This window comes from Sphingobium sp. B2 (assembly GCF_007693735.1).
Taxonomy (GTDB): domain Bacteria; phylum Pseudomonadota; class Alphaproteobacteria; order Sphingomonadales; family Sphingomonadaceae; genus Sphingobium; species Sphingobium xenophagum.
In genome coordinates this window covers 1,293,839-1,318,723 of record NZ_VDBZ01000001.1, presented here as the reverse complement: position 1 = coordinate 1,318,723, position 24,885 = coordinate 1,293,839, and the positions used below count along the sequence as shown (strand labels likewise).

The 24,885-nt window shown below is 63.1% G+C and carries 28 protein-coding genes and 1 tRNA gene; 17 read left to right on the top strand and 12 right to left on the bottom strand.

Annotation, left to right across the window (positions count from 1 at the left end; genetic code table 11):
* Nucleotides 1-17 precede the first annotated feature (17 nt).
* The 4 genes from FE851_RS06475 (at nucleotide 18) to FE851_RS06460 (ending at nucleotide 3,296) form a co-directional block, all read left to right on the top strand.
* Nucleotides 18-1,340 (top strand): replication-associated recombination protein A, encoded by a 1,323-nt coding sequence (locus FE851_RS06475; RefSeq protein ID WP_017182233.1) that lies wholly within the window; start codon nucleotides 18-20, stop codon nucleotides 1,338-1,340.
* Nucleotides 1,337-2,194, top strand: coding sequence for a hypothetical protein (locus FE851_RS06470; protein ID WP_145200819.1), 858 nt, complete (start codon nucleotides 1,337-1,339; stop codon nucleotides 2,192-2,194). Before FE851_RS06475 ends, FE851_RS06470 begins: the two co-directional genes overlap by 4 nt.
* 28 nt (nucleotides 2,195-2,222) lie before the next feature.
* Nucleotides 2,223-2,297 (top strand) — tRNA-Thr (locus FE851_RS06465).
* A gap of 696 nt (nucleotides 2,298-2,993) precedes the next feature.
* Nucleotides 2,994-3,296 carry a glycine zipper 2TM domain-containing protein gene (locus tag FE851_RS06460; RefSeq protein WP_107124634.1) on the top strand — a complete coding sequence of 101 codons (303 nt, stop codon included), beginning with the start codon at nucleotides 2,994-2,996 and terminating at the stop codon, nucleotides 3,294-3,296.
* A 70-nt stretch (nucleotides 3,297-3,366) separates the two neighbouring features.
* On the opposite strand, the gene FE851_RS06455 is transcribed toward FE851_RS06460, so the two are convergent.
* Together FE851_RS06455 and FE851_RS06450 are read right to left on the bottom strand one after the other, a co-directional pair.
* Complete coding sequence (locus FE851_RS06455; RefSeq protein WP_017182306.1) at nucleotides 3,367-3,648, bottom strand: hypothetical protein; 282 nt, start codon at nucleotides 3,646-3,648, stop codon at nucleotides 3,367-3,369.
* 151 nt (nucleotides 3,649-3,799) lie between these two features.
* The gene (locus FE851_RS06450) at nucleotides 3,800-4,207 is read right to left on the bottom strand and encodes an EVE domain-containing protein (protein WP_017182307.1); all 408 of its coding nucleotides are present in this window, start codon (nucleotides 4,205-4,207) and stop codon (nucleotides 3,800-3,802) included.
* A gap of 116 nt (nucleotides 4,208-4,323) precedes the next feature.
* Here FE851_RS06450 and FE851_RS06445 point away from each other — a divergent pair, with 116 nt between their 5' ends.
* Nucleotides 4,324-5,271, top strand: a complete 948-nt coding sequence (locus FE851_RS06445; RefSeq protein ID WP_107124636.1) for an isopenicillin N synthase family dioxygenase — start codon at nucleotides 4,324-4,326, stop codon at nucleotides 5,269-5,271.
* A gap of 78 nt (nucleotides 5,272-5,349) precedes the next feature.
* Here the strand turns inward: FE851_RS06445 and FE851_RS06440 are convergent, their stop codons facing one another.
* Nucleotides 5,350-5,733: a dihydroneopterin aldolase gene (locus tag FE851_RS06440; RefSeq protein WP_017182309.1), complete on the bottom strand. Its 384-nt coding sequence runs from the start codon at nucleotides 5,731-5,733 to the stop codon at nucleotides 5,350-5,352.
* A 134-nt stretch (nucleotides 5,734-5,867) separates the two neighbouring features.
* Here FE851_RS06440 and FE851_RS06435 point away from each other — a divergent pair, with 134 nt between their 5' ends.
* From FE851_RS06435 to FE851_RS06420, 4 genes are read left to right on the top strand one after another with little or no spacing between them, the layout of a single operon-like run.
* Nucleotides 5,868-6,380 carry a GNAT family N-acetyltransferase gene (locus tag FE851_RS06435; RefSeq protein WP_186378766.1) on the top strand — a complete coding sequence of 171 codons (513 nt, stop codon included), beginning with the start codon at nucleotides 5,868-5,870 and terminating at the stop codon, nucleotides 6,378-6,380.
* Nucleotides 6,381-6,424: 44 nt separating this feature from the next.
* The gene (locus FE851_RS06430; RefSeq protein WP_145200813.1) at nucleotides 6,425-6,991 is read left to right on the top strand and encodes a DUF1285 domain-containing protein; all 567 of its coding nucleotides are present in this window, start codon (nucleotides 6,425-6,427) and stop codon (nucleotides 6,989-6,991) included.
* Nucleotides 6,988-7,587 (top strand): CoA pyrophosphatase, encoded by a 600-nt coding sequence (locus tag FE851_RS06425; RefSeq protein WP_145200810.1) that lies wholly within the window; start codon nucleotides 6,988-6,990, stop codon nucleotides 7,585-7,587. The genes FE851_RS06430 and FE851_RS06425 overlap by 4 nt, the downstream gene beginning before the upstream one ends.
* Complete coding sequence (locus FE851_RS06420; protein WP_145200807.1) at nucleotides 7,584-8,795, top strand: CCA tRNA nucleotidyltransferase; 1,212 nt, start codon at nucleotides 7,584-7,586, stop codon at nucleotides 8,793-8,795. Before FE851_RS06425 ends, FE851_RS06420 begins: the two co-directional genes overlap by 4 nt.
* Here the strand turns inward: FE851_RS06420 and FE851_RS06415 are convergent.
* The 5 genes from FE851_RS06415 to FE851_RS06395 form a co-directional block, all read right to left on the bottom strand.
* Nucleotides 8,759-10,513, bottom strand: coding sequence for a putative bifunctional diguanylate cyclase/phosphodiesterase (locus tag FE851_RS06415; RefSeq protein WP_145200804.1), 1,755 nt, complete (start codon nucleotides 10,511-10,513; stop codon nucleotides 8,759-8,761). The two genes, FE851_RS06420 and FE851_RS06415, sit on opposite strands and share 37 nt — an antisense overlap.
* Before the next feature lie 68 nt (nucleotides 10,514-10,581).
* Nucleotides 10,582-12,909 carry a DNA topoisomerase IV subunit A gene (gene parC, locus FE851_RS06410; protein WP_145200801.1) on the bottom strand — a complete coding sequence of 776 codons (2,328 nt, stop codon included), beginning with the start codon at nucleotides 12,907-12,909 and terminating at the stop codon, nucleotides 10,582-10,584.
* 66 nt (nucleotides 12,910-12,975) lie between these two features.
* Nucleotides 12,976-13,272, bottom strand: coding sequence for a CcdB family protein (locus FE851_RS06405; protein WP_017182316.1), 297 nt, complete (start codon nucleotides 13,270-13,272; stop codon nucleotides 12,976-12,978).
* Entirely contained in the window at nucleotides 13,272-13,529 is a 258-nt protein-coding gene (locus tag FE851_RS06400) for a type II toxin-antitoxin system CcdA family antitoxin (protein WP_017182317.1), read from the bottom strand. The genes FE851_RS06405 and FE851_RS06400 overlap by 1 nt, the downstream gene beginning before the upstream one ends.
* A gap of 24 nt (nucleotides 13,530-13,553) precedes the next feature.
* Nucleotides 13,554-14,480 (bottom strand): LysR substrate-binding domain-containing protein, encoded by a 927-nt coding sequence (locus FE851_RS06395; RefSeq protein WP_186378765.1) that lies wholly within the window; start codon nucleotides 14,478-14,480, stop codon nucleotides 13,554-13,556.
* Between the two features lie 117 nt (nucleotides 14,481-14,597).
* On the opposite strand from FE851_RS06395, the gene FE851_RS26030 reads away from it, so the two are divergent.
* The 6 genes from FE851_RS26030 to purC all read left to right on the top strand — a co-directional run bounded on the left by FE851_RS26030 (nucleotide 14,598) and on the right by purC (nucleotide 19,905).
* Nucleotides 14,598-14,756: a hypothetical protein gene (locus tag FE851_RS26030; protein ID WP_019053725.1), complete on the top strand. Its 159-nt coding sequence runs from the start codon at nucleotides 14,598-14,600 to the stop codon at nucleotides 14,754-14,756.
* Between the two features lie 97 nt (nucleotides 14,757-14,853).
* Nucleotides 14,854-15,564: a trehalose-phosphatase gene (gene otsB / locus FE851_RS06390; protein WP_145204190.1), complete on the top strand. Its 711-nt coding sequence runs from the start codon at nucleotides 14,854-14,856 to the stop codon at nucleotides 15,562-15,564.
* A 28-nt stretch (nucleotides 15,565-15,592) separates the two neighbouring features.
* Entirely contained in the window at nucleotides 15,593-17,437 is a 1,845-nt protein-coding gene (locus tag FE851_RS06385) for a glycoside hydrolase family 15 protein (protein WP_222422931.1), read from the top strand.
* 10 nt (nucleotides 17,438-17,447) lie between these two features.
* Nucleotides 17,448-18,854 (top strand): alpha,alpha-trehalose-phosphate synthase (UDP-forming), encoded by a 1,407-nt coding sequence (gene otsA, locus FE851_RS06380; RefSeq protein WP_145200798.1) that lies wholly within the window; start codon nucleotides 17,448-17,450, stop codon nucleotides 18,852-18,854.
* Nucleotides 18,855-18,863: 9 nt separating this feature from the next.
* The gene (locus tag FE851_RS26665) at nucleotides 18,864-18,995 is read left to right on the top strand and encodes a hypothetical protein (RefSeq protein ID WP_261370862.1); all 132 of its coding nucleotides are present in this window, start codon (nucleotides 18,864-18,866) and stop codon (nucleotides 18,993-18,995) included.
* A 127-nt stretch (nucleotides 18,996-19,122) separates the two neighbouring features.
* Complete coding sequence (gene purC / locus FE851_RS06375; protein ID WP_017182324.1) at nucleotides 19,123-19,905, top strand: phosphoribosylaminoimidazolesuccinocarboxamide synthase; 783 nt, start codon at nucleotides 19,123-19,125, stop codon at nucleotides 19,903-19,905.
* Between the two features lie 97 nt (nucleotides 19,906-20,002).
* On the opposite strand, the gene FE851_RS06370 is transcribed toward purC, so the two are convergent.
* Nucleotides 20,003-20,755, bottom strand: a complete 753-nt coding sequence (locus FE851_RS06370; protein ID WP_145200797.1) for a sulfite exporter TauE/SafE family protein — start codon at nucleotides 20,753-20,755, stop codon at nucleotides 20,003-20,005.
* Nucleotides 20,756-20,804: 49 nt separating this feature from the next.
* Nucleotides 20,805-20,954: a hypothetical protein gene (locus FE851_RS26025; RefSeq protein ID WP_019053721.1), complete on the bottom strand. Its 150-nt coding sequence runs from the start codon at nucleotides 20,952-20,954 to the stop codon at nucleotides 20,805-20,807.
* A gap of 163 nt (nucleotides 20,955-21,117) precedes the next feature.
* Between FE851_RS26025 and purS the strand changes: the two genes are divergently transcribed.
* On the top strand, nucleotides 21,118-21,351 hold the full coding sequence (gene purS / locus FE851_RS06365; RefSeq protein WP_017182327.1) for a phosphoribosylformylglycinamidine synthase subunit PurS: 234 nt from the start codon (nucleotides 21,118-21,120) through the stop codon (nucleotides 21,349-21,351).
* A gap of 3 nt (nucleotides 21,352-21,354) precedes the next feature.
* On the top strand, nucleotides 21,355-22,029 hold the full coding sequence (purQ, locus tag FE851_RS06360) for a phosphoribosylformylglycinamidine synthase subunit PurQ (protein WP_017182328.1): 675 nt from the start codon (nucleotides 21,355-21,357) through the stop codon (nucleotides 22,027-22,029).
* Nucleotides 22,030-22,080: 51 nt separating this feature from the next.
* Here the strand turns inward: purQ and FE851_RS06355 are convergent, their stop codons facing one another.
* Complete coding sequence (locus FE851_RS06355) at nucleotides 22,081-24,186, bottom strand: GumC family protein (RefSeq protein WP_409994473.1); 2,106 nt, start codon at nucleotides 24,184-24,186, stop codon at nucleotides 22,081-22,083.
* Nucleotides 24,186-24,881, bottom strand: coding sequence for a polysaccharide biosynthesis/export family protein (locus FE851_RS06350; RefSeq protein ID WP_086485657.1), 696 nt, complete (start codon nucleotides 24,879-24,881; stop codon nucleotides 24,186-24,188). The genes FE851_RS06355 and FE851_RS06350 overlap by 1 nt, the downstream gene beginning before the upstream one ends.
* Between the last annotated feature and the right edge of the window lie 4 nt (nucleotides 24,882-24,885).

The following is a 24,885-nucleotide window of genomic DNA, read 5'->3' as shown; positions in this document are numbered from 1 at the left end:
TCCCTATATCAACCGGCATGGCCGATCTTTTCGCTTCCGATGACATGCTGACCGGCGCTGAGCCTGTCAGCGATGCCGCGCCGCTTGCCGATCGCTTGCGACCGCGCACCCTGGCGGAGGTGGTGGGACAGGAGCATTTGACCGGGCCTGATGGCGCGATCGGTCGGATGGTGGCGGCTGGGCGTTTATCCTCCATCATCCTTTGGGGACCGCCGGGCACCGGCAAGACCACGACGGCGCGGCTGCTCGCCGATGCGGTGGGTATGCGGTTCGAACCCATTTCCGCGGTGTTTTCGGGCGTGGCCGACCTCAAGAAGGTTTTTGCCGCCGCCAAAGAACATGGCCGTCGTGGCGACAAGACCCTCTTGTTCGTGGACGAAATTCACCGCTTCAACCGGGCGCAGCAGGACGGATTCCTGCCCTTCGTCGAAAATGGCACGGTGACTTTGGTGGGCGCGACCACCGAAAATCCAAGCTTCGAACTGAACGCAGCCCTCCTGTCGCGGGCGCAGGTGTTGATCCTGCGGCGGCTGGATGCCGCGGCGCTGGAACAATTGCTGGACCGGGCAGAAGCGGTGACGGGGCGTCCCCTGCCGCTCGACGCCGATGCGCGCGAGGCTTTGGTCGCCAGCGCCGATGGCGACGGGCGCTTTTTGCTCAATCAGGTCGAAACGCTTTATGCGATCGACATAGCAGAGCCGCTCGATCCGGCAGGACTGTCCGCCCTGCTCCACCGCAGGGTCGCCGTATATGACAAGGATCGGGAGGGGCATTACAACCTCATCTCCGCCCTGCATAAGTCGCTGCGCGGATCGGACCCGCAGGCCGCGCTCTACTATATGGCGCGGATGCTCGTGGCTGGCGAGCAGCCGCTCTACGTCCTGCGCCGACTGGTGCGCTTTGCTGCGGAGGACATCGGCCTTGCCGACCCGCAGGCGCTGGTCCAATGCCTGGCAGCCAAGGAAGCCTATGATTTTCTGGGCAGTCCCGAAGGCGAAGTGGCCATCGTACAGGCCTGCCTCTATTGCGCGACCGCGCCCAAATCCAACGCCGCCTATATGGCGATGAAGGCGTCGTTCAAATCAGCGCGCGATACCGGATCGCTGATGCCGCCGCAGAATATACTGAACGCGCCAACCAAGCTGATGAAGGATGTCGGCTATGGCAAGGGCTATCAATATGATCATGACGCGGCTGACGGATTTTCCGGGGCGAATTACTGGCCGGACGACATGACCCCGCAACGCTTCTATGCGCCAACGGACCGGGGCTATGAGGCACGGATCGCCGAGCGGATCGCCTATTGGGAGCGGTTGCGGGCGGAGCGCGGCGCGGGGTGACGCCTGACTTTACGCGCTTTGCCGCGATCGACTGGTCCGGGGCCAAGGGCGCGCGGCACAAGGGGATTGCGGTCGCGCTGTGCGACACGGGGCGGGAAGTGCCCCGTCTGGTGCCAGCCCCCGGCGGGGTCTGGTCGCGAACCGATGTGGCGGACTGGCTGATCGCAACAGCTGTTGAGGCCCCTACCCTGTTCGGATTCGATTTCAGCTTTGCGCCGCCCTTCGTTGCGCGCGGCGGCTATCTGCCGGGCGACACTGTGCCCGACAATGGGCCGGATTTCTGGGCCTATGTCGATCGGCTCTGCCCTGACGAGGATCTGGGCGCGGCGAGCCTGCTGGAGGTCGCGCACCGGCGGCATTTCTATTTCGGCAAGGCGGACGGGGTGAAGGCCGACTATATGCATAATCGGGCGTGCGAGGCGCTGTATCTGGCTGGCGGCGGCGGCAAACCCTCGACCGTCTATGACGCGATCGGCGCGGCGCAGGTGGCCAAGGCAAGCTTTGCCGGCATGCGATTGCTGCACCGGGTGCGGGGCACGGTGCCCATATGGCCGTTCGATCCCTTGCCCGTGCGCGGATCGCTGGTCGTGGAAATCTATACCAGCCTTGCCGCGTCGGCCGCCGGGCGAGCCAAGGGTCGAGCCAAGATGCGCGATCTGCCAGCGCTGAACGACGCGCTGGAGACGATCGGGTCGAAACGGCATGAGGGCGCGATGCCGGACGACCATGGCGCAGACGCCATATTGACGGCGGCGTGGATGCGGGCGGTGGCGGGACAGGCTGGGCTATGGACGCCAGCCGCGCTCGATCCAAAAATTGCTGCAACGGAGGGCTGGACGTTCGGCGTCATCTGATAGTAAGGGCGTGTCGCCTGACTGGGGCGCCGGATTAGCACAGTGGTAGTGCAGCGGTTTTGTAAACCGAAGGTCGCGGGTTCAAATCCTGCATCCGGCACCAGTCAGGCCATGCCCCCTGCGTTGAAAGCGAAGCCCCAAACGCAAAATGGGGGCCGACATTGCTGTCGGTCCCCACTGCCGTCGGGTCATGCGATCCGCTTCTCTGGCGAGAGGCGATCATCGGCCCGGCGTTGTCCTGGCACTGGCCCGAAAGCCTGTTTGCCAAGGACTGCTCCAGCTTGGGCCAAGGGCAGCCAGGCTGGCTCTGGTCCGCAATATCCGAAGCCCGACGTTCACTTTCGCGCGTACCCGGCTACGGTCTTTTGGACCGATCCGTCGGTTGATGTCACCCTCGCGAAAGACATCTTCCAGCGGACCTTCGGTACAGCGTTAAATTCCTGTTTTACCAAGGATTCTCGGAAACGGATCGCTCCGTTCCCAACTGTTCCGATACAAGGAAGGTCTCACCAAAACCGAGTCGTGCAAAGCAGAATCGGCAGCGCCCCGTAGCCAAAGCGTCATAAAGCTGTGGATAACTTTTTCGCTCTCTTCAAATTGAAGGCCACCAGCCCGACCCAGCGTCGGACGACCATGCCAAATGATGGCTGAACCGCCCGTTCGTCCCTGCGCCGCGTCCGTTCGCCTCAAAATTTAGCGATTGATAAACAGTGACTTATCTCGTTGTGCGCTGTTCATGCAACCTGCGTCAAGGTGCAGGGGTTCAAGCGTCAAATCCACGCATTCGGAGGAGAAACTTATGCGTAAAGCCCTACTCGCCCTGGCCGCTGTCTCGCTGGCCGTCCCCATGTCCATGGCCGTGCCGACCGACGGTGCGCAGGCACGCAAACATTATCGGTACAAGGAATGGCGCGGACGCGATGGCCGGACCTATTGCCGCAAATCGGACGGCACGACTGGCCTCATCATTGGCGCTGCTGGCGGCGCGTTGCTGGGCCGGGCGATCGACACGCGCGGTGAGCGCACGACCGGCACTATATTGGGCGCGGTGGGCGGTGGCCTGCTGGGCAAGGAAGTCGACAGCAAGCGTCGCTGCCGTTAACTCAAGCCTATGAAAAAAGGGCCGCCTCCCGTCGGAAGCGGCCCTTTCATTCGCTTAAGCCTTGTAGAGCTTAGTTCGACGCAGCGCCGCGGGCTTCATCCACCGAAAACCTGACCTGCTGGCCACCCGACATGCCCCAAACCTTTCCGTCCTTGACAGAGAGATTGAAGGCAACTGCGTCGGGGAAACGACGGCCGGAAATGACGCGGCCCGACTTGGTTTCCTTGACGTCATAGACGTAGGTATAACCTTCATGGGAAAAGCGCTGCTTGGCAGCATCTTCAGCCTGAGCGGGAGCAGCGATGGCAACGAAAGCGCCGAGGGCGCTGGCGGCAACAAATTTGGACAGCATTCGCATGGGTAAACTCCTTGTGAATGCCGATCAAACACCTCTTGAATGTTCTTTTCTGTTGGGACGTTTTTATGTCGCAGCGCAGCAAAGCGGCAATCGCAAAAAGCGCCCCTGCAATTGCGTGTAACGCAACCGGAACGTTTTTTGAGTATCAAGCCTTTGATAAGGCGACGATATGATCAAATTCGGCCTTTGACACAGGCGAGACGGACAGGCGCGATTGCCGCAACATGACCATGCCGGCCAGCGCGGGATCGGCCTTCATCGTCTTGAGCGTGACGGGCTTGGCCAGCTTTTCGCGGGCGTGAACATGGACCGCGATCCATTTGCCGCTATCGTCGGTGCTGTCGGGGGCCGCTTCCTCGACAATCTCCATGATGCCCACGGCCTCTACCCCGATATTACTGTGGTAGAACAGCGCCAGATCGCCCCGGCGCATCGCCTTCATATTGAGTTGGGCCGCGTGGTTGCGCACGCCGTCCCATTCCGCTTTCCCCTTGGCGACCAGGTCGTCATAGGAAAAAACATCGGGTTCCGATTTCATCAGCCAATAGTTCATTTTGCCTCCTTGCATCACCGCTCCGCCGCGATCAAGGATGGGAATATCGCTTAACCATCCTTATGTTGCGCGCCCCGTCCTGATAGTTTCAGACCCCTAATTTCGGAGAGAATAAAGTGTCGCAATCGGTGCTGGATCAGGTGCCCGTCCTGTCCATGGCGGAATTGAGCAAGGCGGATTTCGCGCAAGGGTTCGGCGATTCCTTCCAGCGATTCGGCTTCGCGATGGTGCGCGATCATGGCATGGACCCGGCGCTGATCGACGCGGGATGGACGCTGGCGCGCGACTTTTTCGCCCTGCCCGAAGCCACCAAGCGCGCCTATGACGCCAAATATAATGGCGGTCAGCGCGGCTATACCGCGTTCGGTACAGAAATCGCCAAGGGCGCCAGCGAGAATGACCTGAAGGAATTCTGGCATGTCGGGCGCGATCTTCCCCCTGGCGATCCACTGGCGGAAACGATGCCGCCCAATGTCTGGCCCGATGAACTGCCCGCATTCCACCCCGTCTTTACCAAACTCTATGCCGAATTCGACCGGGTGGGGGCGGAATTGTTGTCGGCCATCGCGCTCTATCTGGGGCTGGAGGAGCGCTGGTTCGACGGGCCGATCGACCGCGGCAATTCGATCCTGCGGCTGCTCCATTATCCACCCGTCTCGCCCGAAGCACCCGGCATCCGCGCGGGCGCGCATGAGGACATCAACCTGATCACCCTGCTACTGGGGGCGGAGGAAGGCGGGCTGGAACTCAAGGACCGCAACGGCAACTGGCTGCCGGTCGTGCCCCCGCCCGGCGCGCTGGCGATCAATGTCGGCGACATGCTCCAGCGACTGACCAACCATATGCTGCCATCGACCAGCCATCGCGTGGTCAATCCGCCGCCGGAGCGGCGCGGCCATTCGCGCTATTCGATGCCCTTCTTCCTGCACCTGCGCCCCGACGTGATGATCGACGCGCTGCCGCAATGCGTGAGCGAGGCCAATCCGCGCCGCGATCCGCCGATCAGCGCACATGACTATCTGACCGAACGGCTGATCGAGATCGGCCTGATCAAGAAGGGATAAACGGCGTGCTCCCGCGCGGGCGGGAGCCCAGTTGTGGCGTTTCGACTGGGCTCCCGCCTGCGCGGGAGCACGTCGCGTCTATTTCCGGCTGCGTCCCAAGGTGATGCCGATTTCCTCGCCCCGTTCGGACAGGGCTAGCTTGACGATCTTCACTTCCACATGGGTCACATTGTCACCCTGAAGGAAGATGGTGTCGATGATATGGTCGGCCACGGCTTCGATCAGGGTAAAATGCACACCGTCCGGCAAGGCGGTCGAGGCGGCATGCTTGAGGTCCATATAGTTTTTGGACTGCGTCAGCGGGGTCGCCGGATCATAATGATCGGCGATCGCCAGCCGCGCGCGGATGGAGATACGCAGCGGCTGGGGGAGATGCGTCTCCTCCGAATAAATGCCGGTCAGTACGTCGACATGAAGGTTATTGACCTCCAGCGTCAGAAAATCGTCAAATCCAGTCTGCATGGCCTGCCATATCCGGCCCTTCCCTGCTGTCAGACGGGGCCAGTTTAGTCTTTCATTTTGCGATGCGGGCGGTAAAGCCCGCCGCTCCCGGCGCGGTCCATGCGCCATTGATCGCGGATCGGCAAGACGTGTCTATGATTGTCCCTCTCGAAAGCCAGCGGCCAGACGCGATCGAGCGTCTGCTCGACGATGCGTTCGGCGTCGATCGGCATGCACGGACGGCCTATCTGATTCGCGGGACGGTCGCCTGGATTCCGGCTCTTTCCTTCGCAGTGGTGGATGGACAAGGCGCGCTGATCGGATCGCTGCAAAGCTGGCCGGTCGTGCTGACGCAGGATGACCGCACGCAATGCCCCTATATCATGGTCGGGCCGGTAGCGGTCGCGCCCGCGCATCAGGGCGGCGGCCATGGCCGGGCGATGATGGACGCTGTCGTGGCGGCAGCAAAGGCGCAGGGAACAGCGCCGCTGATGATGATTGGCGACCCGGAATATTATGGCCGCTTCTGGGGCTTTAGTGCCGAGGGCACGAGCGGATGGCGTGCGCCCGGCCCGGTCGAGCAACGGCGTCTGCTGGCGCTGTCGGTCGATGGCCGCGCTGTGGGCGGCGCGGGGATGCTCGGTCCCGATATTAGCGTCATCGCCTGATTCCCCTTTGCCATCGGGGCGCTGCGATCCTATCTGCATAGCCTATGCCGATGGACCCGCTACCCGACCTTGCCGACCTGTCGCTCAGCGACATTGCGCGCCTGCTTGCCGAAAAAAAACTCCCGCCGGTGGAGAAATGGAATCCCGATCATTGCGGCGACAGCGACATGCGGATCGCGCGCGACGGAACCTGGTTTCACCAGGGGTCGCCAATCGGGCGCGAGGCAATGGTCCGCCTGTTTTCCACCATATTGCGGCGAGAAGCGGACGGCAGCTATGTGCTGGTCACGCCGGTCGAAAAGCTGAGCATCGAAGTCGAGGATGCCCCCTTTGTCGCGGTGGAACTCAAGAGCGAAGGCGAAGGGCGCGAACGGGCGCTGGCGTTCCGGCTGAATACCGGCGATCTGGTCGCGGCGGGGCCGGACAATGCGCTGCTGCTCCGTGAGACGGCGGACGGGCCACACCCCTATCTTCATGTCCGCGCGGGGCTGGAGGCGCTGGTCTTGCGCAGCGTCTATTATGAACTGATGAACATGGCACTGGATGAGGGCGCCGAGCGGATCGGCCTGTGGAGCAACGGCGCTTTCTTTCCGCTGGACGGCGGGGCATGACCCTGGCCGAGCGGCTGCGCGCCGCGTTGGCCGAAGGTCATGGCCGCGATGGCACCATCCTGTCATCCGACATGCGCGATCCCCGCATCGACGGGCACATCGCGCTCGCCCCCGCCGCCGTACTGGTCGCCATCACCGACCGGCCCGAACCGGGGTTGATCCTGACCCAGCGGTCGGAACGACTGCGCAAGCATGCGGGACAGGTCGCCTTTCCCGGCGGCCGCGTCGATCCTGGCGATGCCGATGAGATTGCCGGGGCGCTGCGCGAGGCGGAGGAGGAAATCGGCCTGCCGCCGCATCTGGCGCAGGTCATCGGCACGTCCGACCGCTATCATACTTTTACCGGGTTCGACGTCATCCCGGTGCTGGCGGTCATTCCGCCCGACCTGCCCTTGCAGCCGCAGGAAAGCGAAGTGGCCGACTGGTTCGAACTGCCCCTCGCCTATGCGCTGGACCCGGCGAACCGGACCCGGCATGCCGTCGAATTTGAAGGGGCGGTGCGGCATTATTACGAGATATTGTGGCAGGAACGGCGGATATGGGGCGTGACCGCCGCCATCCTGGCAAACCTGTCACACCGGCTGGGCGCATTATGAGCGTGGTGCTGCCCGATGCGCCATGGCGGCATCGTCCCGGTCTCGATAATTTGCTGACGGCGCTGGATGCGGCGGGCGGCAAGGCCCGCTACGTCGGCGGCGCGGTGCGCGACGGCTTGCTGGGGCTTGCGGTCAATGATCTGGATATTGCCACCACGCTTGCCCCCCAGGACGTGCTCGATCGGCTGAAGGCGGCAGAGATAAAGGCAGTACCGACCGGTATCGACCATGGCACGATCACCGCCGTCATCGCCGGCTGGCCGGTGGAGATTACGACGCTGCGCCGCGACGTCAGCACCGACGGGCGGCGCGCGACCATCGCCTATACCGATGACTGGCGCGAGGATGCGGCGCGGCGGGACTTCACGATTAACGCACTTTATGCCGATCCGTTGAGCGGGGAGATCACCGACTATTTTGGCGGGGTTGCCGATCTGGAAGCGCGGCGATTGCGCTTCATAGGCGAGGCCGACGCGCGCATTGCCGAAGATCATCTGCGCATCCTGCGCTATTTCCGCTTTCTGGCGCGCTATGGCGGCGATGAGCTGGACAATATGGCCTATGCCGCCTGCGTCGCTGCGGCCAACAGTCTGATGGCGCTGTCGCGCGAGCGGATTGCCGATGAATTGCTCAAATTGCTGGGGGTCGCCGCGCCGATCCACGCGTTGCGGCTGATGGTCGATGGCGGGATATTGACGCCGGTTTTGCCTGAAGTCGACTGCGCCGGGATCGACCGGCTGGAGCGGTTGATAGCGCGGGAGGCCGCGGCTGGCCTTGCACCATCGGCGCTGCGGCGGCTCGCGGCCTTGCTGCCGCCCGATGCGGCGCGGGCCGATCTGGTCGGCGCGCGGCTCAAACTGTCGAACAAGGCGCGCAAGCGACTGACGACGGCGCTGGAGGCTGGCTTGGGCGATATGCCGATTCGGGCGCTAGCGTGGCATATCGGGGTCGAAGGTGCGATCGACAGGTTGCTGCTGGATGCCGATGCGAATCTGTCGCCTCTCTCCGCCCTGGACGACTGGACGCCGCCCAAACTACCGATCGGCGGTGGCGCGTTGATCGCGCGCGGACTGCCCCCCGGCCCCGATGTCGCCAAGGCATTGAATGTCGTGCAGGATATGTGGGTCGCGGAAGGTTTCCCGGACGGCGCGCGGGTTGACGCTATTGCCGATCAGACCGTTTCGAAATTCCAGCGCGCGCGCCAATAGTCGAAGGCGTCCTGTTCGGCCATTGGCTTGGCGAAATAATAGCCCTGCCCCTGCCAGCATCCCAATTGCTGAAGCGCATGGGCAAGCTCCTGCGTCTCGATCCCTTCCGCCGTGACCTTGAGGTTGAGCGACTCCGCCAGCGAGAGGATCGTGCGGACGATGACCGTCTTGTCGCGATCCTCCAGCATGTTCGACACGAAGCTCCGGTCGATCTTCAATATGTCGATCGGCAGGCTGTGCAGGCTGGCCAGGTTGGAAAAGCCGGTACCGAAATCGTCCATCGCGATCGGCATCTGCAAATCCTTGAGCGCGAACAGCAATTTGCGCGCCTTGTCGGGATCGGCGATGATTGCGCTTTCAGTGACTTCGGCCGTCAGGCGATGCCCGGCAATGCCGGAATAGCGCAGCGCTTCCTCGAACATGGACGCGACATCGTCCCGCGCCATCTGGATCGGCGAGAGGTTGACGTTGACGCCGACCGGCATGGGCTGGCCGAACCTGGCGTCCCAGCGCGACAATGCCTGCGCCGCTTCATAGGCGGCCCATCGGCCCAGCGGGGTGATGAGGCCGCTTTCTTCGGCCACGGCGATGAATTCGACCGGGGACACATGCCCCAATTCCGCATCGTCCCAGCGAGCGAGCGCCTCGAACCCCGTAATCTCCCCGGTATGGAGGTGGATCAGCGGCTGATAGGCCAGCGACAGGCCACCCTGCGCCAATGCGTCGCGCAGACGGCTCTCGATCGAAAAGCGGCGCTGCGCTTCCTTGAGAACACCGTTGCGATATATTTCCACCTTGCCGCTGCACTTGGCGATCTTGACCGCTGCCTGCGCCTTGCGAACGATGTCATCTGGGTCATCGCTCAGGCTGGTAGAAAGGGCACAGCCGATCGCGCAATCCACCCGGATTTGCAGGTCGCTCAGCCGAATCGGCGAACTCAGCGCTTCCTTGATCCGCTGGACGATGTGAAGAGCATCCGACAGGCCATTGTTCAGACGGGCGAATATCGCAAAATCATTGCCGCCGATCCGCGCCAGCACATCACCCTGCCGCAGGCTGGATTTCAGTCGCTTGGCGACCGTGATCAGCAGTTCGTCGCCAGCCATCGGGCCAAGCGATTCATTGACCCGGCTGAACCGGCTAAGGTCGATCGCGATGATGCCGAATTGGGCATTGTCAGGCCAGACCGAATTGGCGATCCGGTCGTCAATCTCTTCACCAAAGCCGGTGCGATTGGGCAGCGCGGTTAACCCGTCGGACAGAAGTTCGCGGCGCAGATTCTTCTCGACCGTCCGTTCGCTGGTACGATCGGTCGCGGTGAACAGGTAAAGTTCGGGATGGTCCGCATCGGCAGGCAAGCGGCCGATGGTGCACATGAAATATTCCGGCCCCAATTTGCCGTCGCGGCGAATTTCAAAACTGTCTGCGACGTGATTCGTCTGAATGAATTTCAGGATGCGATCGCGCCACACGATCGCGGCCTGGCTGATGGCCCCGTCCTTTTCCTGATGCTGGCGAAATGCCTGCAAGAAGCGGTCATTGGCTTCGACCACCGACAACAGATTGTCATCATGGGATAAAATCGCTGCCGCCTGCGACATGGCGGCCAACCATTGGGTCGGCGCTATGACGAAGGATGGATATGCCTCCGCGTCCCCCGCAACAGGGTCGTTGCTGGTCCTTCCGACTGGCCAGTTGCGCACAGAAATGGATTCCATGCCTTGGCCATATCGGGAAGCGGTAAATTTTCAGGAAACGATGCGCCGATAATTGTAAAAAATGGTCATTAAAAGCGATTGCCGCGTGGAAAGCCCGTGGGTGGCATGCGGCCAGCCGCACCGCGCGCCACTTTCCACGGCGTCATGTCCGATTCGGTCCGCATCCGCCCCGTTTCGCCCCCCATCGCCCAGCTAAGTCCGTCGGCCAGGCGGAAGGTGATGGCGTCCGACAGACCACCATCGCGATAGCGCTGCATCTGCACGCCCTGCCCACGCGCCATGCGGGGCATTTCGTCGAGCGAGAAAACGAGCAATTTGCGGTTTTCGCCAATCACGGCCACGCTGTCCGACCCCGGCGCGACCGGGCGGATGACAGCCAGCTTGGCGCCGGTGCGGACGTTGACGACCTGACGCCCTTTGCGCGTTTCCGCCATGATCTCTGCCACCGCCGCAATGAAACCACGCCCGTCGGAAGACGCCAGCAACAATTCCGTGCCAGCCCGTGCGGGCATGAAGGCGACGATCGCGCCTTCATTGTCCATATCGACCAACGACCGCACCGGATCGCCAAAGCCGCGCCCGCCCGGCAGCTTGTCCGACCCCAGCGTATAGACGCGCCCGGTGGACGTCGCGAGCAGCAGCTTGTCGGTGGTGTAGGCATGGAACGCGAATTGCGGACCGTCGCCCTCCTTGAACTTGAGCGTATCGGCGGCAGCCAGATCGCGATGGCCGCTCATCGCCCTGATCCAGCCGCGTTCGGACAGAATGACGGTGATAGGTTCGCGCTCGATCATCGCCTCCAGCGGGATGTCCCGTGCGGGCCCGGCTTCCTCCACCAATGTGCGGCGGTGGCCAAGGGCCGTGTCGGGGCCGTAGCGCTTGCGCAGCGCGGCAATGTCGCGCTTCAGCTTGGTCCGCTGGCGCTGCGGGCTTTCGACCAGCTTTTGCAGATCCTCCTGCTCCGCCACCAGATCGGCATGTTCGCGGCGCAATTCCATCTCTTCCAGCTTGCGCAAAGACCGCAGGCGCATGTTGAGAATGGCTTCGGCCTGCCGGTCGGTCAGGGCAAATTCGTCCATCATCACCAGCTTCGGCTCATCCTCCGTACGGATGATCTCGATCACCCGGTCAAGGTTGAGATAGGCGATGATATAGCCATCGAGCAGTTCGAGCCGATCGGCGATCTTGGCAAGGCGATGCTGCGCGCGCCGGACCAGCACCTCGATCTGGTGCTTGAGCCATTCGATCAGCACCGCGCGCAACCCCAGAACGCGCGGCGTATGGGTGGCGTCCAGCACGTTCAGGTTGAGCGGAAAGCGGTTTTCCAGATCGGTCAGCCGGTAGAGACTGTCCTTGAGCACCTGCGGATCGACATTGCGGTTCCTGGGCGTGATGACGATGCGGATCGTCTCATCGCTCTCATCGCGCACATCTTCCAGAATCGGTAGCTTCTTGTCGTTGATCAGGGCCGCGATCTGCTCGATCAGCTTGCCCTTCTGCACCTGATAGGGAATTTCGCTGACGATCAACTGCCAGGTGCCGCCGCTCAATTTCTCTATGCCGGTCGGTTCCCAGACGCCCTGATCATCCTTGCCGGTCGAAAAGCGCGCACGGGTACGGAACGCGCCACGTCCCGTGGCATAGGCTTCGGCAATGATTGCGGGACTATCCACCAGCACGCCGCCAGTGGGGAAGTCCGGCCCCTTCACCACTGCCATCAACGCCGCATGATCCGTATCGGGATTGTCGATCAGCAAGCTGGCGGCATTTAGTATTTCGGTCACATTATGCGGCGGAATGCTGGTGGCCATGCCCACCGCAATGCCGCTGGCACCATTGGCAAGCAGGTTGGGGAAAAGGCCGGGGAACACCTCCGGCTCTTCATCCTCGCCATTATAGGTCGGGCGGAAATCGACCGTCCCTTCGTCCAGCCCCGCCATCAGGTCGGCGGCAGGCTGGGTCAGGCGCGCTTCGGTATAGCGCATCGCGGCGGCATTATCGCCGTCGATATTGCCGAAATTGCCCTGCCCGTCGACCAATGGCGTGCGCAGGACGAAATCCTGCGCCAGCCGCACCATGGCGTCATAGACGCTGCTGTCGCCATGGGGGTGATATTTGCCGATGACGTCGCCCACGACGCGGGCGCATTTCTTGTAGCTTGTGCCGTTGCGGGCAGGGTTGGCGACCAGCACGTCGGCCGACGCGCCGGACGGCTCCATCCTGAGCAGCCGCATCGCCCAGAGCAGGCGGCGATGCACCGGCTTCAACCCGTCGCGCAAATCCGGCAAGGACCGCGCGGTAATGGTGGACAGGGCATAGACGAGATAACGCTGCGACAGCGCTGCGTCGAACGGATGGTCCTTGATATTGTCGAAAGGATCGCGAAAATCGGTCATTACGCGCGGGATAGCAGCACGGGGACGAAACGGAAACGGAGATTTGGCCGGGATCGAACCGCAGCGTTAAAATCCCACCAGCAGCATATCCAGCGCGGCGGCTATCACGTCCTGATGATCGTGCAGCGACAAGGCCGGCTGCCCAAGCGACCGGGCCGGAACCGCCCCCGCAAACTGGGTCATCATGACCAGCGTTTCGCCTTCAATCTGAAAATACGGATTAAGGCGCGCCATGGGTGTGCCAACGTCGGCAATAGGGATGAGCGGTACAACGAATCGGGTCGTCAGATGATCGAGCAAATCGGCCTGGCAATCCAGAACCCAACTACCGTCGGACAGGCGATGCGCGCTAAATCTTGCCATTAGAACATGCGATATTTTTCGAGCGGCAGGCCATGTTTTTCGACATAGGCGTTGGAAGCAGCAATGCCCTGGGCATTCTCCTCTTGCCAGCGACGGCCGCGTTCGGCGGCGATTTGCTTGGCCAGCGCGTCTTCACAGGTGCGGGACAAGTTGATTCCCAACGCCCGCGCCTCTGCGACAAGCGCCATATCCAGCGAAAGGTTGGTCGCCTTTCGCGTCCCGATCCGTTCATGCCTGGTCACAACCAACTCCTTCATGAAACATGCGCATGAACATACGCATCATTCGTCACGGGGCAAGTAGCGTCCCTGCGGGTCATCAGCGATGGCGGCGGCGAATTCGGCGCTGATCCAGTCGCGAAACGCCTTCACCTTGTGCGTATTGCGGGCGTGGGGCGGATAGACGATCCAGTAGCTCGCGATCTCGCGGACATAGGATGGCATGGCTTCGACCAGCAGGCCCGCCTCTACCTCCGCCTTCCACAAAAACAGGTTCAGGATGGCGATCCCCTGCCCCCCGATCGCGGCACGACCTTCCATCACCTGGCTGTCGAGCGCGATGCCCGGCGGCCCGCCTGCCGGATCGGCCTCCACCCCCATGGCCGCGAACCATTCATGCCACCACATATCGTCGGGCGACAGGCGCGGCAGGGCATGAAGCGCCTGCGCATCGGCAACCGGACCATAGCGCGCCAGCCAGGCCGGGCTGCACATTGGCGCCAGGCGGTTGTGCGTCAACAGCCGTGCCTCCAGCCCTGGCCAATTGCCCTTCCCGCCGCGAATCGCCAGATCGACGCCGGTGCGGGCAAGATCGACCACCGCATCCTCGGCCTGGATGCGCACCGCCAGCCCCGGATGACGCATCTGGAACGCGCCGATCCGGGGGGCGAGCCAGAGATGGGCGAAACTATTGGTGCAACTGATGGTGAGGACCATCGAATGATCCTGCGCCAGAGCGGCAAAGCCCTGCCGCATCTGATCGAAAGCGCGGATGATGATCGGCGCGATTTCCCGTCCCTTGTCGGTAAGAAGCACCCGGCGGCCAGCGCGCTGGAACAGGCTCAATCCCAGCCGGTCCTCCAGCAACTTGACCTGATAGCTGACCGCCGCCTGGGTCATGCCCAGTTCCTGCGCGGCGGCGGTGAAATTTTCGAGCCGGGCAGCGGCTTCGAACACCCGAACGGCGGAGAGCGGAGGCAGGGCGGACATGGCTTTTCATAAGGGGAGCTTATTATCACTGTCCATGCTTTTGTTGGATATCGTTACGGAACAGGCGCATTGGTCGCTTCGCACATATGCACCATTTCAATCGAAAGGATCGCGACCATGCGCGACCAGTATGACGCCCGGTTGTGGACGGACCATCATCGCGAAGCCAGCGCCGGGATCGACCGGCTGATTGCACGGATCATGCAGGCATTTCGCGTGCTGCATTCAATCCATTGGTCGGCCCCCTGGTCCGATGACAGCCGGTGCGGCGCGTAAAAACGACAAGGGGCTACACAACAGGGGTTGCGAATTGGCGGTAAAGCGCCACTTTGCGCCCGTGTCAGATCATCCCCTCCCCCCGCCCCCGCCCGCCTTGTTGACCGACGCGGCGCTGTTCCTGGATTTTGACGGGACGCTCACGCCCATTACCGACACCCCCGACGGGGTGATTGTGGATGGTGGACTGGTGCAGTTGCTCCTGGCGCTGCGGAAAAAGCTGGACGGGCGACTGGCGATCGTGAGCGGGCGGTCGATCGAAACGCTGCGCACCCTTGGCTTTGCCGACTTCCTGCTGGCGGGCACCCATGGGCTGGAATTTGCCCGCCCCGGCGGCGCCATCGCCGCGCCAGCGCGCCTCGCGGCAATCGATGATGCCGAAGCCGCCTTCAACGCCTTTGCCGCCGACAAGCCCGGCGTGCTGGTCGAACGCAAATCGATCAGCGTCGGGCTGCACTATCGCGGCGCTCCTGCCTGGCAGGATGCCGCGCATGCGCTGGCCCGCCAATGGGCCGATCAGGACGGTCTGGCGCTTCAGCAGGGCAAGATGCTTTATGAATTGCGGCCCGGTGGCGCGGACAAGGGCAGCGCGGTCCATGCGCTGATGGCGCAAGGGCCAATGGCGGGCGGTGTGCCGGTCTTTATCGGCGACGACGTAACCGACGAGGAAGGCTTTGCCGCCGCCGCCGAACTGGGCGGGGTTGGCATATTGGTCGGACCTGTGCGACAAACGCGAGCGGCATATAATTTGGAACAGGTTGCCGCCGTCAGGCATTATCTGCGAGAGGGGGTTGCACGGCTCGCATGATCCGTGCCCCCTCAATTTGCCAAAAAGCATGAGGGGCAGTGCGATAAACAGCAATACTCACCCAATATTGGGCGGCAACGCCCGCAATTTGGACCTCTGGCCGATTGGCAATTGCCAGGCATCGGCGCTGATCGATCGGGCCGGTCGCATGGTATGGGCCTGCGTTCCCAGGGTTGATGGCGATCCGGTCTTTTCCGCGCTGCTCGACGATGCTGATTGGGATGATGACGCCGCGATCGGTTTCTGGGCGATCGAACTGGAAAATTGCGTTGCGGTGGAGCAATATTATCTGCGCAACACCCCCGTTCTGGTTACGCGGCAGAGCGACACGCAGGGCAACATCATCGAAATTTTCGATTTCTGCCCCCGCCACAAGCATAAGGGCCGCATGTATCGCCCCGTCGCCTTCGCCCGGATCGCGCGCCCGGTGGCGGGATCGCCGCGCATAAGAGTGCGTCTGCGCCCGACGACGGCCTGGAATGCGGAAAAGGTGCCGATCAATTACGGATCCAACCATATCCGCATGGTCCTGTCCTACATGGCGATGCGGGTGTCGACCGACGCGCCGATCGGCCTGATCGCACAGGAAAGCTGGTTCCGGCTGGAGCAGGACGCCCATTTCTTCATGGGGCCTGACGAAGGATTTTCCGACGCCTTGCGCCCGGCGCTCCAGCGGATGCTGGACGACACGGTGGAGGAATGGCGCCTTTGGGTGCGCGGCCTCGCCATCCCGGCGGAATGGCAGGAAGCGGTCATCCGGTCCGCGATCACGCTCAAACTGTGCCAGCATGAAGAAACCGGCGCGATCGTCGCGGCGCTGACGACCAGCATCCCCGAACATGCCGATTCGGGTCGCAACTGGGACTATCGCTACTGCTGGGTGCGCGACGCCTATTATACCGTCGAAGCACTCAACCGGCTGGGCGCTCTGGATGTGCTGGAAACCTATCTGGTCTATCTACGCAACATCGTCGATGGCGCAAAGGGCGGGCATATCCAGCCGCTTTACGACGTGCGCGGCAACGCCACGCTGACCGAATGGGAGGCGGACGAACTGCCCGGCTATCGCGGCATGGGCCCGGTGCGGGTCGGCAACGCCGCCTACAGCCAGATCCAGCATGACGCCTATGGCCAGATCGTCCTGTCGTCGGTGCAGGGCTTTATCGACTGGCGGCTGCTGCGCATGGCGGGCCATGCCGATTTCGAGGCGCTGGAGGCCGTGGGTGAGCGGGCCTGGAGCGTCTATGACAAGCCGGATGCGGGTCTGTGGGAACTGCGCAATCGCACCCATGTCCACAGCTATAGTGCAGTGATGTGCTGGGCGGCGTGCGACCGGCTGGCCCATGCCGCGCTGGCGCTGGACCTGCCCCTGCGCGCGGCGCACTGGCAGAACCGCGCCGACACGATGAAGGCGCGCATCATCGATGCGGCGTGGCGAGAGGACAGCCAGGCCATATCGGCGAATTTCGAGGATGATTCGCGCGACGCATCGCTGCTGCAACTGCTCGACCTGCGTTTCCTGAGCGCGGATGATCCCATGTTCACCGGCACATTGGCCGCGCTGGAGGCGGATTTGCGGCGTGGCAATGACATGCTGCGCTACAGCGCGCCCGACGATTTCGGCGAGCCGGTGACTGCGTTCAACGTCTGCACCTTCTGGCTGATCGAAGCACTGCATCGCACCGGTCGTACGGAAGAAGCCCGCACCCTTTTCGAAGAGATGCTGAGCCGGCGCACCGCCGCAGGATTATTGTCCGAGGATATTGATCCTGTGACCGGGGAATTGTGGGGCAATTATCCTCAAACCTATTCGCTCGTCGGCATCATCAACTGCGCCGTCTTGTTGAGCAAACCCTGGAGCGTGATGCGATGAGCCGACTGCCATGAGCCGCCTAATAGTCATTTCCAACCGCGTGTCCCGACCCAACAAGTCGGGCAATCAGGGCGGACTTGCGGTCGCGCTGGCGCAGGCGTTGCGGGAAAGCCGGGGAACATGGATCGGCTGGTCGGGCGAAATCACCGATAATTTCACCGGCCATATCGGCTTTTACGAGGATGACGGGGTCAAAACCGCGACGATCGACCTGGAAGAACAGGATGTCGACGAATATTATAATGGGTACGCCAACAAGACGCTGTGGCCGCTCTTCCACTTCCGCATCGATCTGGCCGAATATGCCCGCGATTTCGAGGGCGGCTATAACAGGGTCAACCAGCGCTTTGCCGATACCACCGCGCCGCTGATCGAGCCGGAGGACGTCATCTGGGTTCATGATTATCACATGATCCCGCTGGGCCAGATGCTGCGTGACCGCGGCCACCGTAACAAAATGGGCTTTTTCCTCCACATCCCCTGGCCACCCACGCGACTGCTCGTGTCGCTGCCCCATCACAGCAAGCTGGTCAGCACCTTGTTCGCCTATGATGTCGTGGGGTTCCATACCGAAGAATGGCTCGAATCCTTCCGCCACTATGCCGAGCGGGAGATGGGCGGTACGGTGAACGGCGATTTCATTACCGTTGGCGACCGGACGATCCAGGCGGTTGCTTGCCCGATCGGGATCAACGCGAAGGAATTTGCCGAAGCAGCCGAAAGCGAGGTTGCGCAGAACATGCTCCGGCAGATACGCGCCTCGCTTCAGGACCGCGCGATGATCGTCGGGGTCGATCGGCTGGATTACAGCAAGGGGCTGGAGGAGCGGTTCAACGGCTATGCCCGCTTTCTGAAGGCCCATCCCGACCAGCATCGCAAGGTTTTGCTGACCCAGATCGCGCCGCCTTCGCGCGGCGAAGTGGAAAGCTATCAGCAGATACGTGCCGCGCTCGATTCCCTCGCGGGGCGGATCAATGGCGAATATAGCGATGTGGACTGGACGCCCATCCGCTACGTCAATCAGGGTTATCCGCGCGACAAGCTCGCCGGCATTTATCGCAGCGCCAAGATCGGGCTGGTCACGCCGCTGCGCGATGGCATGAACCTGGTCGCCAAGGAATATGTCGCGGCGCAGGACCCGGAGGATCCGGGCGTTCTGATCCTGTCCCGCTTTGCCGGGGCCGCCATGCAGCTCAAGGACGCGCTGCTGATCAATCCCTACAGCCCGGAGGAAATGTCCGACGCCATCCTGCGCGCGCTCGCCATGCCGCTGGATGAACGCAAGCGTCGCTGGCGCGCCATGATGGATAGCGTTGAAAAGCAGGACATCAGCTGGTGGCGGCAATGCTTTACCGGGCGGCTGATGGCGGTGGATCGCGATACGGCGCGGGTTGAGCCGGAAGCTGCGGACGGCTAACAACGGCGCATGATCGATGATGATGAAGAGCCGCGCGGTTTGGCCGCAACCTTGCGCGCCCGATCAGGCGTCATCATCGGCGCGATCGGCATGGTGGCGTGGATAGCGTTGCTATGGGCGATGTTCGGCGACGTGCTGTAAGGGCCGCACCAATTGCACCCCCGCCCGCTTTGTTCTATGGGCGAGGCCCAAGCAGCCCCGGCACCCGCTGATCCTTCTCGATTCGCGATTGTCGGGGCGCAGTATTTTTGACCAGACAGGAACGCGCATGGCCCGTCGCCGCCAGATTTACGAAGGCAAGGCAAAGATCCTTTATGAAGGCCCGGAACCGGGCACGATCATCCAATATTTCAAGGATGACGCAACCGCCTTCAACGCGCAGAAGAAGGGCACGATTTCCGGCAAGGGCGTGCTCAACAACCGGATTTCCGAGCATATCTTCACGCTGCTCGGCCAGATCGGCGTACCGACCCACTTCATCCGCCGCCTCAACATGCGTGAGCAGCTGGTGCGTCAGGTGGAGATCGTGCCGATCGAAGTCGTCGTGCGCAACGTCGCCGCCGGATCGCTCAGCAAGAAGCTGGGGATCGAGGAAGGCACGCAACTGCCCCGCACGCTGATCGAATATTGCTACAAGGATGACGCGCTGGGCGACCCGCTCATTTCCGAAGAGCATATCGCCTGCTTTGGCTGGGCGACGCAGGAAGAGATGCACGACATTGCCGACATGGCGATCCGCATCAACGACTTCATGTGCGGCCTGTTTGCCGGGATCGGCATTCGCCTCATCGACTTCAAGCTGGAATTTGGTCGCCTCTATGACGGCGATTACAGCCGCATCATCCTAGCTGACGAGATCAGCCCCGATGGCTGCCGCCTGTGGGACGCTGCGACCAACGAGAAGCTAGACAAGGACCGTTTCCGCCGCGATCTGGGCGGCGAAGTGGAAGCCTATCAGGAAGTGGCGCGCCGCTTGGGCCTGCTGCCCGAAGGGCTCGACACCACGGTGCTGGACCTCGACACGCATCGCAAGAAGCGCGAGAAGGAATAAGTCCTTCGATCCGCCGTCATCCTGACGCAAGTCAGGATCCAGAGTTGGCGCAAAGCTGCCCTGGATGCCGGATCAAGTCCGGCATGACGGTTATGGATCACGCCATTAGCGCATCGGCAACCAGCTTGATGCCCAGCAGCACCATCAGCACATAGATCAGCGTGTAAAAGCGCGCAGCATCCACCCGCCGCACCAGCGCGACGCCCGCCAGCGTCGCAACGATCGCGACCGGCAGCAGCATGGCGGTCGCCGTCAGATTGCCGCGCGTGAATTGCCCCAGCGCGGCATAGGCGGGCACCTTCATCCAGTTCATGACCGCGAAGGCGACCGCCGTGGTCCCGACCAGCATGTCGCGCGGCAGGCGCCTGGGCAGCACCCACATCTGGAAGGGGGGCGAACCGGCATGGGCGATCTGGCTGGAAAAGCCGCTGGCGACGCCGAGCAGCATGCCCACCCAATCGGGCGATGTGGACGGCAGCACGATCGCCCCGCCCCGCTCGACCCATAGCCGTTGCAGCCCGAACACTATCGAAATCACGCCCAATGCGCCCAGCACTGTGGTTTCATGCACTTGCGCGGCAAACAGATAGCCAAGCGTCACGCCGACCGCCGCGCCCGGCAGCATCACGCGCAAGATATGGCCGTCCCAGCTTTTCCGGAATGCCCAGACGCTGACGGCGTCCTGCACGATCAGAATGGGCAGCATTATGGCCGCGCCGCGTACCGGGTCCACGCCCAGCGCCATGATCGGCATGGCCAGCGCGCCGACCCCGGCAAAGCCGCCCTTGGCGAGGCCTGATATGGCCACGGCGATGAAGGCGCAGGCGTAATAGAGATAATCGGGGTCCATAGCGCTTCGCCTAGCGCAAGGGATCGGCAATTGGCATTGAAAAAGACGCTCAGCGACTGGCGCGATAGCCGATCGTCAGGCCCAGGCTGAAGGTCGCGAGCAAGGCAAGCTGCACCTTTCCATGCGGGTCGTCATAGCCCACAATCTGTTGCCCCCAAGCGAACAGCCCGACAAACATCGCCAGCGCCACCCCGGACATGACCCATGCTCCCCCCGGATTTCTGCGCCATGACAGTATCGGATGAGATGCTAACAAAAGCATAATGGCTTGCCACCCCGCCACACCGGCACTAGGGGAGCGGCAAAGTCGATCCCCCGGACCGCACGGTTCGGCCCTGTCCGTCTCAAGGAGTTCGCCGCTCATGAAAGCCCGCATTTTCGTCACCCTCAAGGGCGGTGTCCTCGATCCGCAGGGCCGGGCGATCCACCATGCGCTGGAAGGCCTGGGCTTTGACGGCGTCAATGACGTGCGCGCGGGCAAGCTGATCGAACTGGACCTGGCCGATGGCACCAGTGACGAGGATATTGACGGCATGTGCCGCAAGCTGCTCGCCAATACGGTGATCGAAAACTACCGCATCGAAAAGGTCGCCTGAGCCATGAAGAGCGCCGTCATCGTCTTTCCGGGCAGCAATTGCGACCGCGACCTGGCGGTGGCGTTCGAGGCTGCGACCGGCGCGAAGCCAGCCATGGTGTGGCACCGCGATACCGAACTGCCCGACGACATCGACCTGATCGGCGTACCGGGCGGCTTTTCCTATGGCGACTATCTGCGGTCCGGCGCCATGGCGGCGCGGTCGCCGGTGATGCAGGCGGTGGCGCAGGCGGCCGATCGCGGCGTGTTCGTGCTGGGCATCTGCAACGGCTTTCAGGTGCTGACCGAAAGCGGCCTGCTGCCCGGCGCACTGCTGCGCAATGCCGGTGGGCATTTCGTGTGTCGCGACGTCGCGCTGACGGTGGACAATGCGCAGAGCGCCTTCACCAGCCGCTACGCAGCGGGCGAGACGATTTCCTATCCGGTCGCGCATCATGACGGCAATTATTTCGCCGACGACGCGACGCTCGACCGGCTGGAAGGCGAAGGCCGGGTCGCGCTGCGCTATGCGGAGAATGTCAACGGTTCGGCGCGCAACATTGCGGGCATATTGAACGACAGGGGCAATGTGCTGGGCATGATGCCGCACCCCGAACGGGTGATCGAGGCTGCCCATGGCGCGACCGATGGCAAACGCCTGTTCGACGGCCTGGTCGAAGGACTGATGGCGCGGGCCTGATGGCGATTTAACACAGCCTCCGTTCGTTTCGAACGGATATTTGCATTTCCCTCACCCGCCGCGGTGATAATCATATTCCATTGCCCGCCCCTGCTGCTTGGTCAGGATCGCGCCGATGATCGTGCCGCCTGCCCGGCGTAGGCGGTCCACGGCGGCGCGCAGGCCACCATGATGGTTGCGCCCCCATTCGACGACGAGCAGGCTGGCCTGCACCCTGCCCGCCAGCAGCAGCGTATCGGTCCCGCCCAGGATGGGCGGGGCGTCTATCAGCACCGTGTCATAACTGTCGCGCACGGCCAGCAGCAGCGCTTCGAATGCCGGAGTCGCCAGCAGTTCGGCCGGATTGGGCGGCACCGCGCCACAGGGGAGCAGCGCCACGCCAGACGTGCCGGTTTCCACGATAACCTCTTCGGCGCTGGCCTGCCCGGTCAGCAACGCGCTGATGCCGCGACCGGCAGGCAGGCGGAACAGGCTGTGCTGGACCGGGCGGCGCATGTCGCCATCCACCACCAGCACCCGTTTGCCCAGGCCAGCCAAGGCCAGAGCCAGCGCATGCAGGGTCAGCGACTTGCCCTCCCCCTCCTGCGCGCTGGTGACGAGGATCGAGCGCGGCAGGCCGTCCGCCGACGCCAGCAGCAGCGATGACGCAAGCGGCGTGAAAATATCGACCGGCTGCGGGGCGTCGCCGGTCACTGGCACCGACCCCAGCAGCGGCAGACCGACCCGTTCGGTCAGCGTATCGGCGGACGTTACAGCATCATCGAACATATGCCGCGCCGCGACCAGCAGCAGGCCCAATGCCATCCCGCCCAGCGACGCCAGCAGCAATGTCATGCCGATGCGGGGCGAAAATGGCCGGGTCGGAACGGCTGCGCGATCGAGCGGCTGGATGCGACCGGCCTGAAAACCCGCCTGCGACGCCATGTCGCGATAGCGCTGGAGCAGGCTGTCATGCAGCATCCTGTAGGTATCGACCGATCGTTCCAATATACCCGTCTGCACGTCCCGCCCGCGTTCGGCCTGCGCCTGCCGCTCCAGATCGGCGATTTCGGCCGCAATCTGGGTTTCGCCATGCACCGCAACCTCATATTGTTCGCGCAGCGACGCGCGAATGGTGTTGGCCATCGCCTCCGCCTGATCGTCCAGCGCCGCCAGACGGGCGCGCGCCTCGCGCATGTCGGGATGGGCATCCTTGCGGAACTGCCGTTCCTCGACAATGGCGGCGCGCGCTTCGGCACGGCTCGTCATCAGGCTCTGCATCGCGCCATTGCCCAGCACTTCGGGCAGCGTTTCAGGGCTGGCGCGACGTGCGCCCTCCCACCGCTTCTGCGCCGCGATCCGATCCGCCAGCGCCTGCGCGCGATAGGCGTTCAACTGGGCGAGACGCGCGGCGATCGTGCCTTGCGGCGGGCGCTGCGCATCATCGCCATCATCGCTCGCCCCGCTGGTGCGTGCGGCATAGACCGCCAGATCGCGCTCCGCCCGCGCCAGATCCTTGCGCGCCCCGTCCAGTTCGCCCAGCAGGAAGCGGCGCGCCTGCACGCCCGATTCAAAGCCGCGCTTCAGGTCCGCACGGATCAGGCTGTCGGCATAGCTGTTGGCGACGCGCGCGGACAGGACCGGGTCCGCACTGACGAAGCTGATGCGCAGAACGCGCGACTTGCCGGGCAGATCGACCTCCAGATTGTCGCGCAGCAGGCGCACGACCATATCCTGTTCGACCTGTCGCTGGGTCAGGCTGCCTGCGCCTTCGGTCGGGCGCTTGCGGTCCATGCCCGCAAAAAATGTAGGGGTGCCCACCAGCGCCAGATCGCGCGCGACCTCTTCGGCCAGCGCGCGACTGCGCAGCACTTCCAGTTCGGTCTGCATCAGCGATTCGATGTCGCCCGGCGCACCATGGGTCGCGGCCTGCGCATTTGACCCGGCGGCGCCCGCTGGCACGTCCTGCACCTCGACCGATGCCGTGGCACGATAGTCCGGGGTGGACATCAGGATGATCAGCGCGCCCGCCAGCAGGCACAACGCCATGGTGACGAACAGGATGACGCGATGGCGGCGCAGCACGGCCCAGCCGTGGCGGGTGGCGGCCGCGAAACGGGCGGCGCGGTCCTCGCCCAGCACGATTCCGTCAGACGCCATGGTGTCCGGTCCGCTCATCAATTCTTCCCGTCCAGGGCAATGAACCCGGCGGCCAGCGCCGGCGCGGCCAGCAAGGTGCCGCCCAATATCGCCTTCGCCCGCGACAGGCCGACAATGATCATATCGCCGGGCAGGATTTCGGGATCGGCCGCCTTGCCCCGGCGAATAGCGGCAAGATCGAACATCGCGGCCTGCCTTTCCCCGTCAATCTGCCGCACGACAATGATTTGCGAGAGGCTGGCGAGCCGGGTCGGCCCCTTGGCCAGCGTCACCGCCTGACTTAGCGTCAGGCGCCCGTCGACCGGGAACAGGCCCGGCTCCCGCACTTCGCCGTCCACCGTGATGCGGCGGCCGACCGCCTTCTTCACGAATATGGTGACTTGCGGCGACACCAGATAGCGCTGACCCAGCCGATCGGCGATCCGGTCGGCCGCGTCGCCCGATGACAGGCCGGCAACCGGCACATCCCCGATCAACGGCATCCGCACCATGCCAGCAGCGCTGACCTGCGCATCCTCCAGCGACAGGTCCGGCTCATGATAGACCTGAATGCGCAGCACATCGTCGGGGGACAGGCGATAATCCGCGCCGATGGCGGGCGCTGGCGGTATGATCGCATAGGCCTCGTCACCGCGCGGTGCCTGCTCGACGCTCGCGCAGGCAGACAGCAACGCGCAACCGCTCATCGCGGCATAGATCTGCCTGATGGTCATCTGC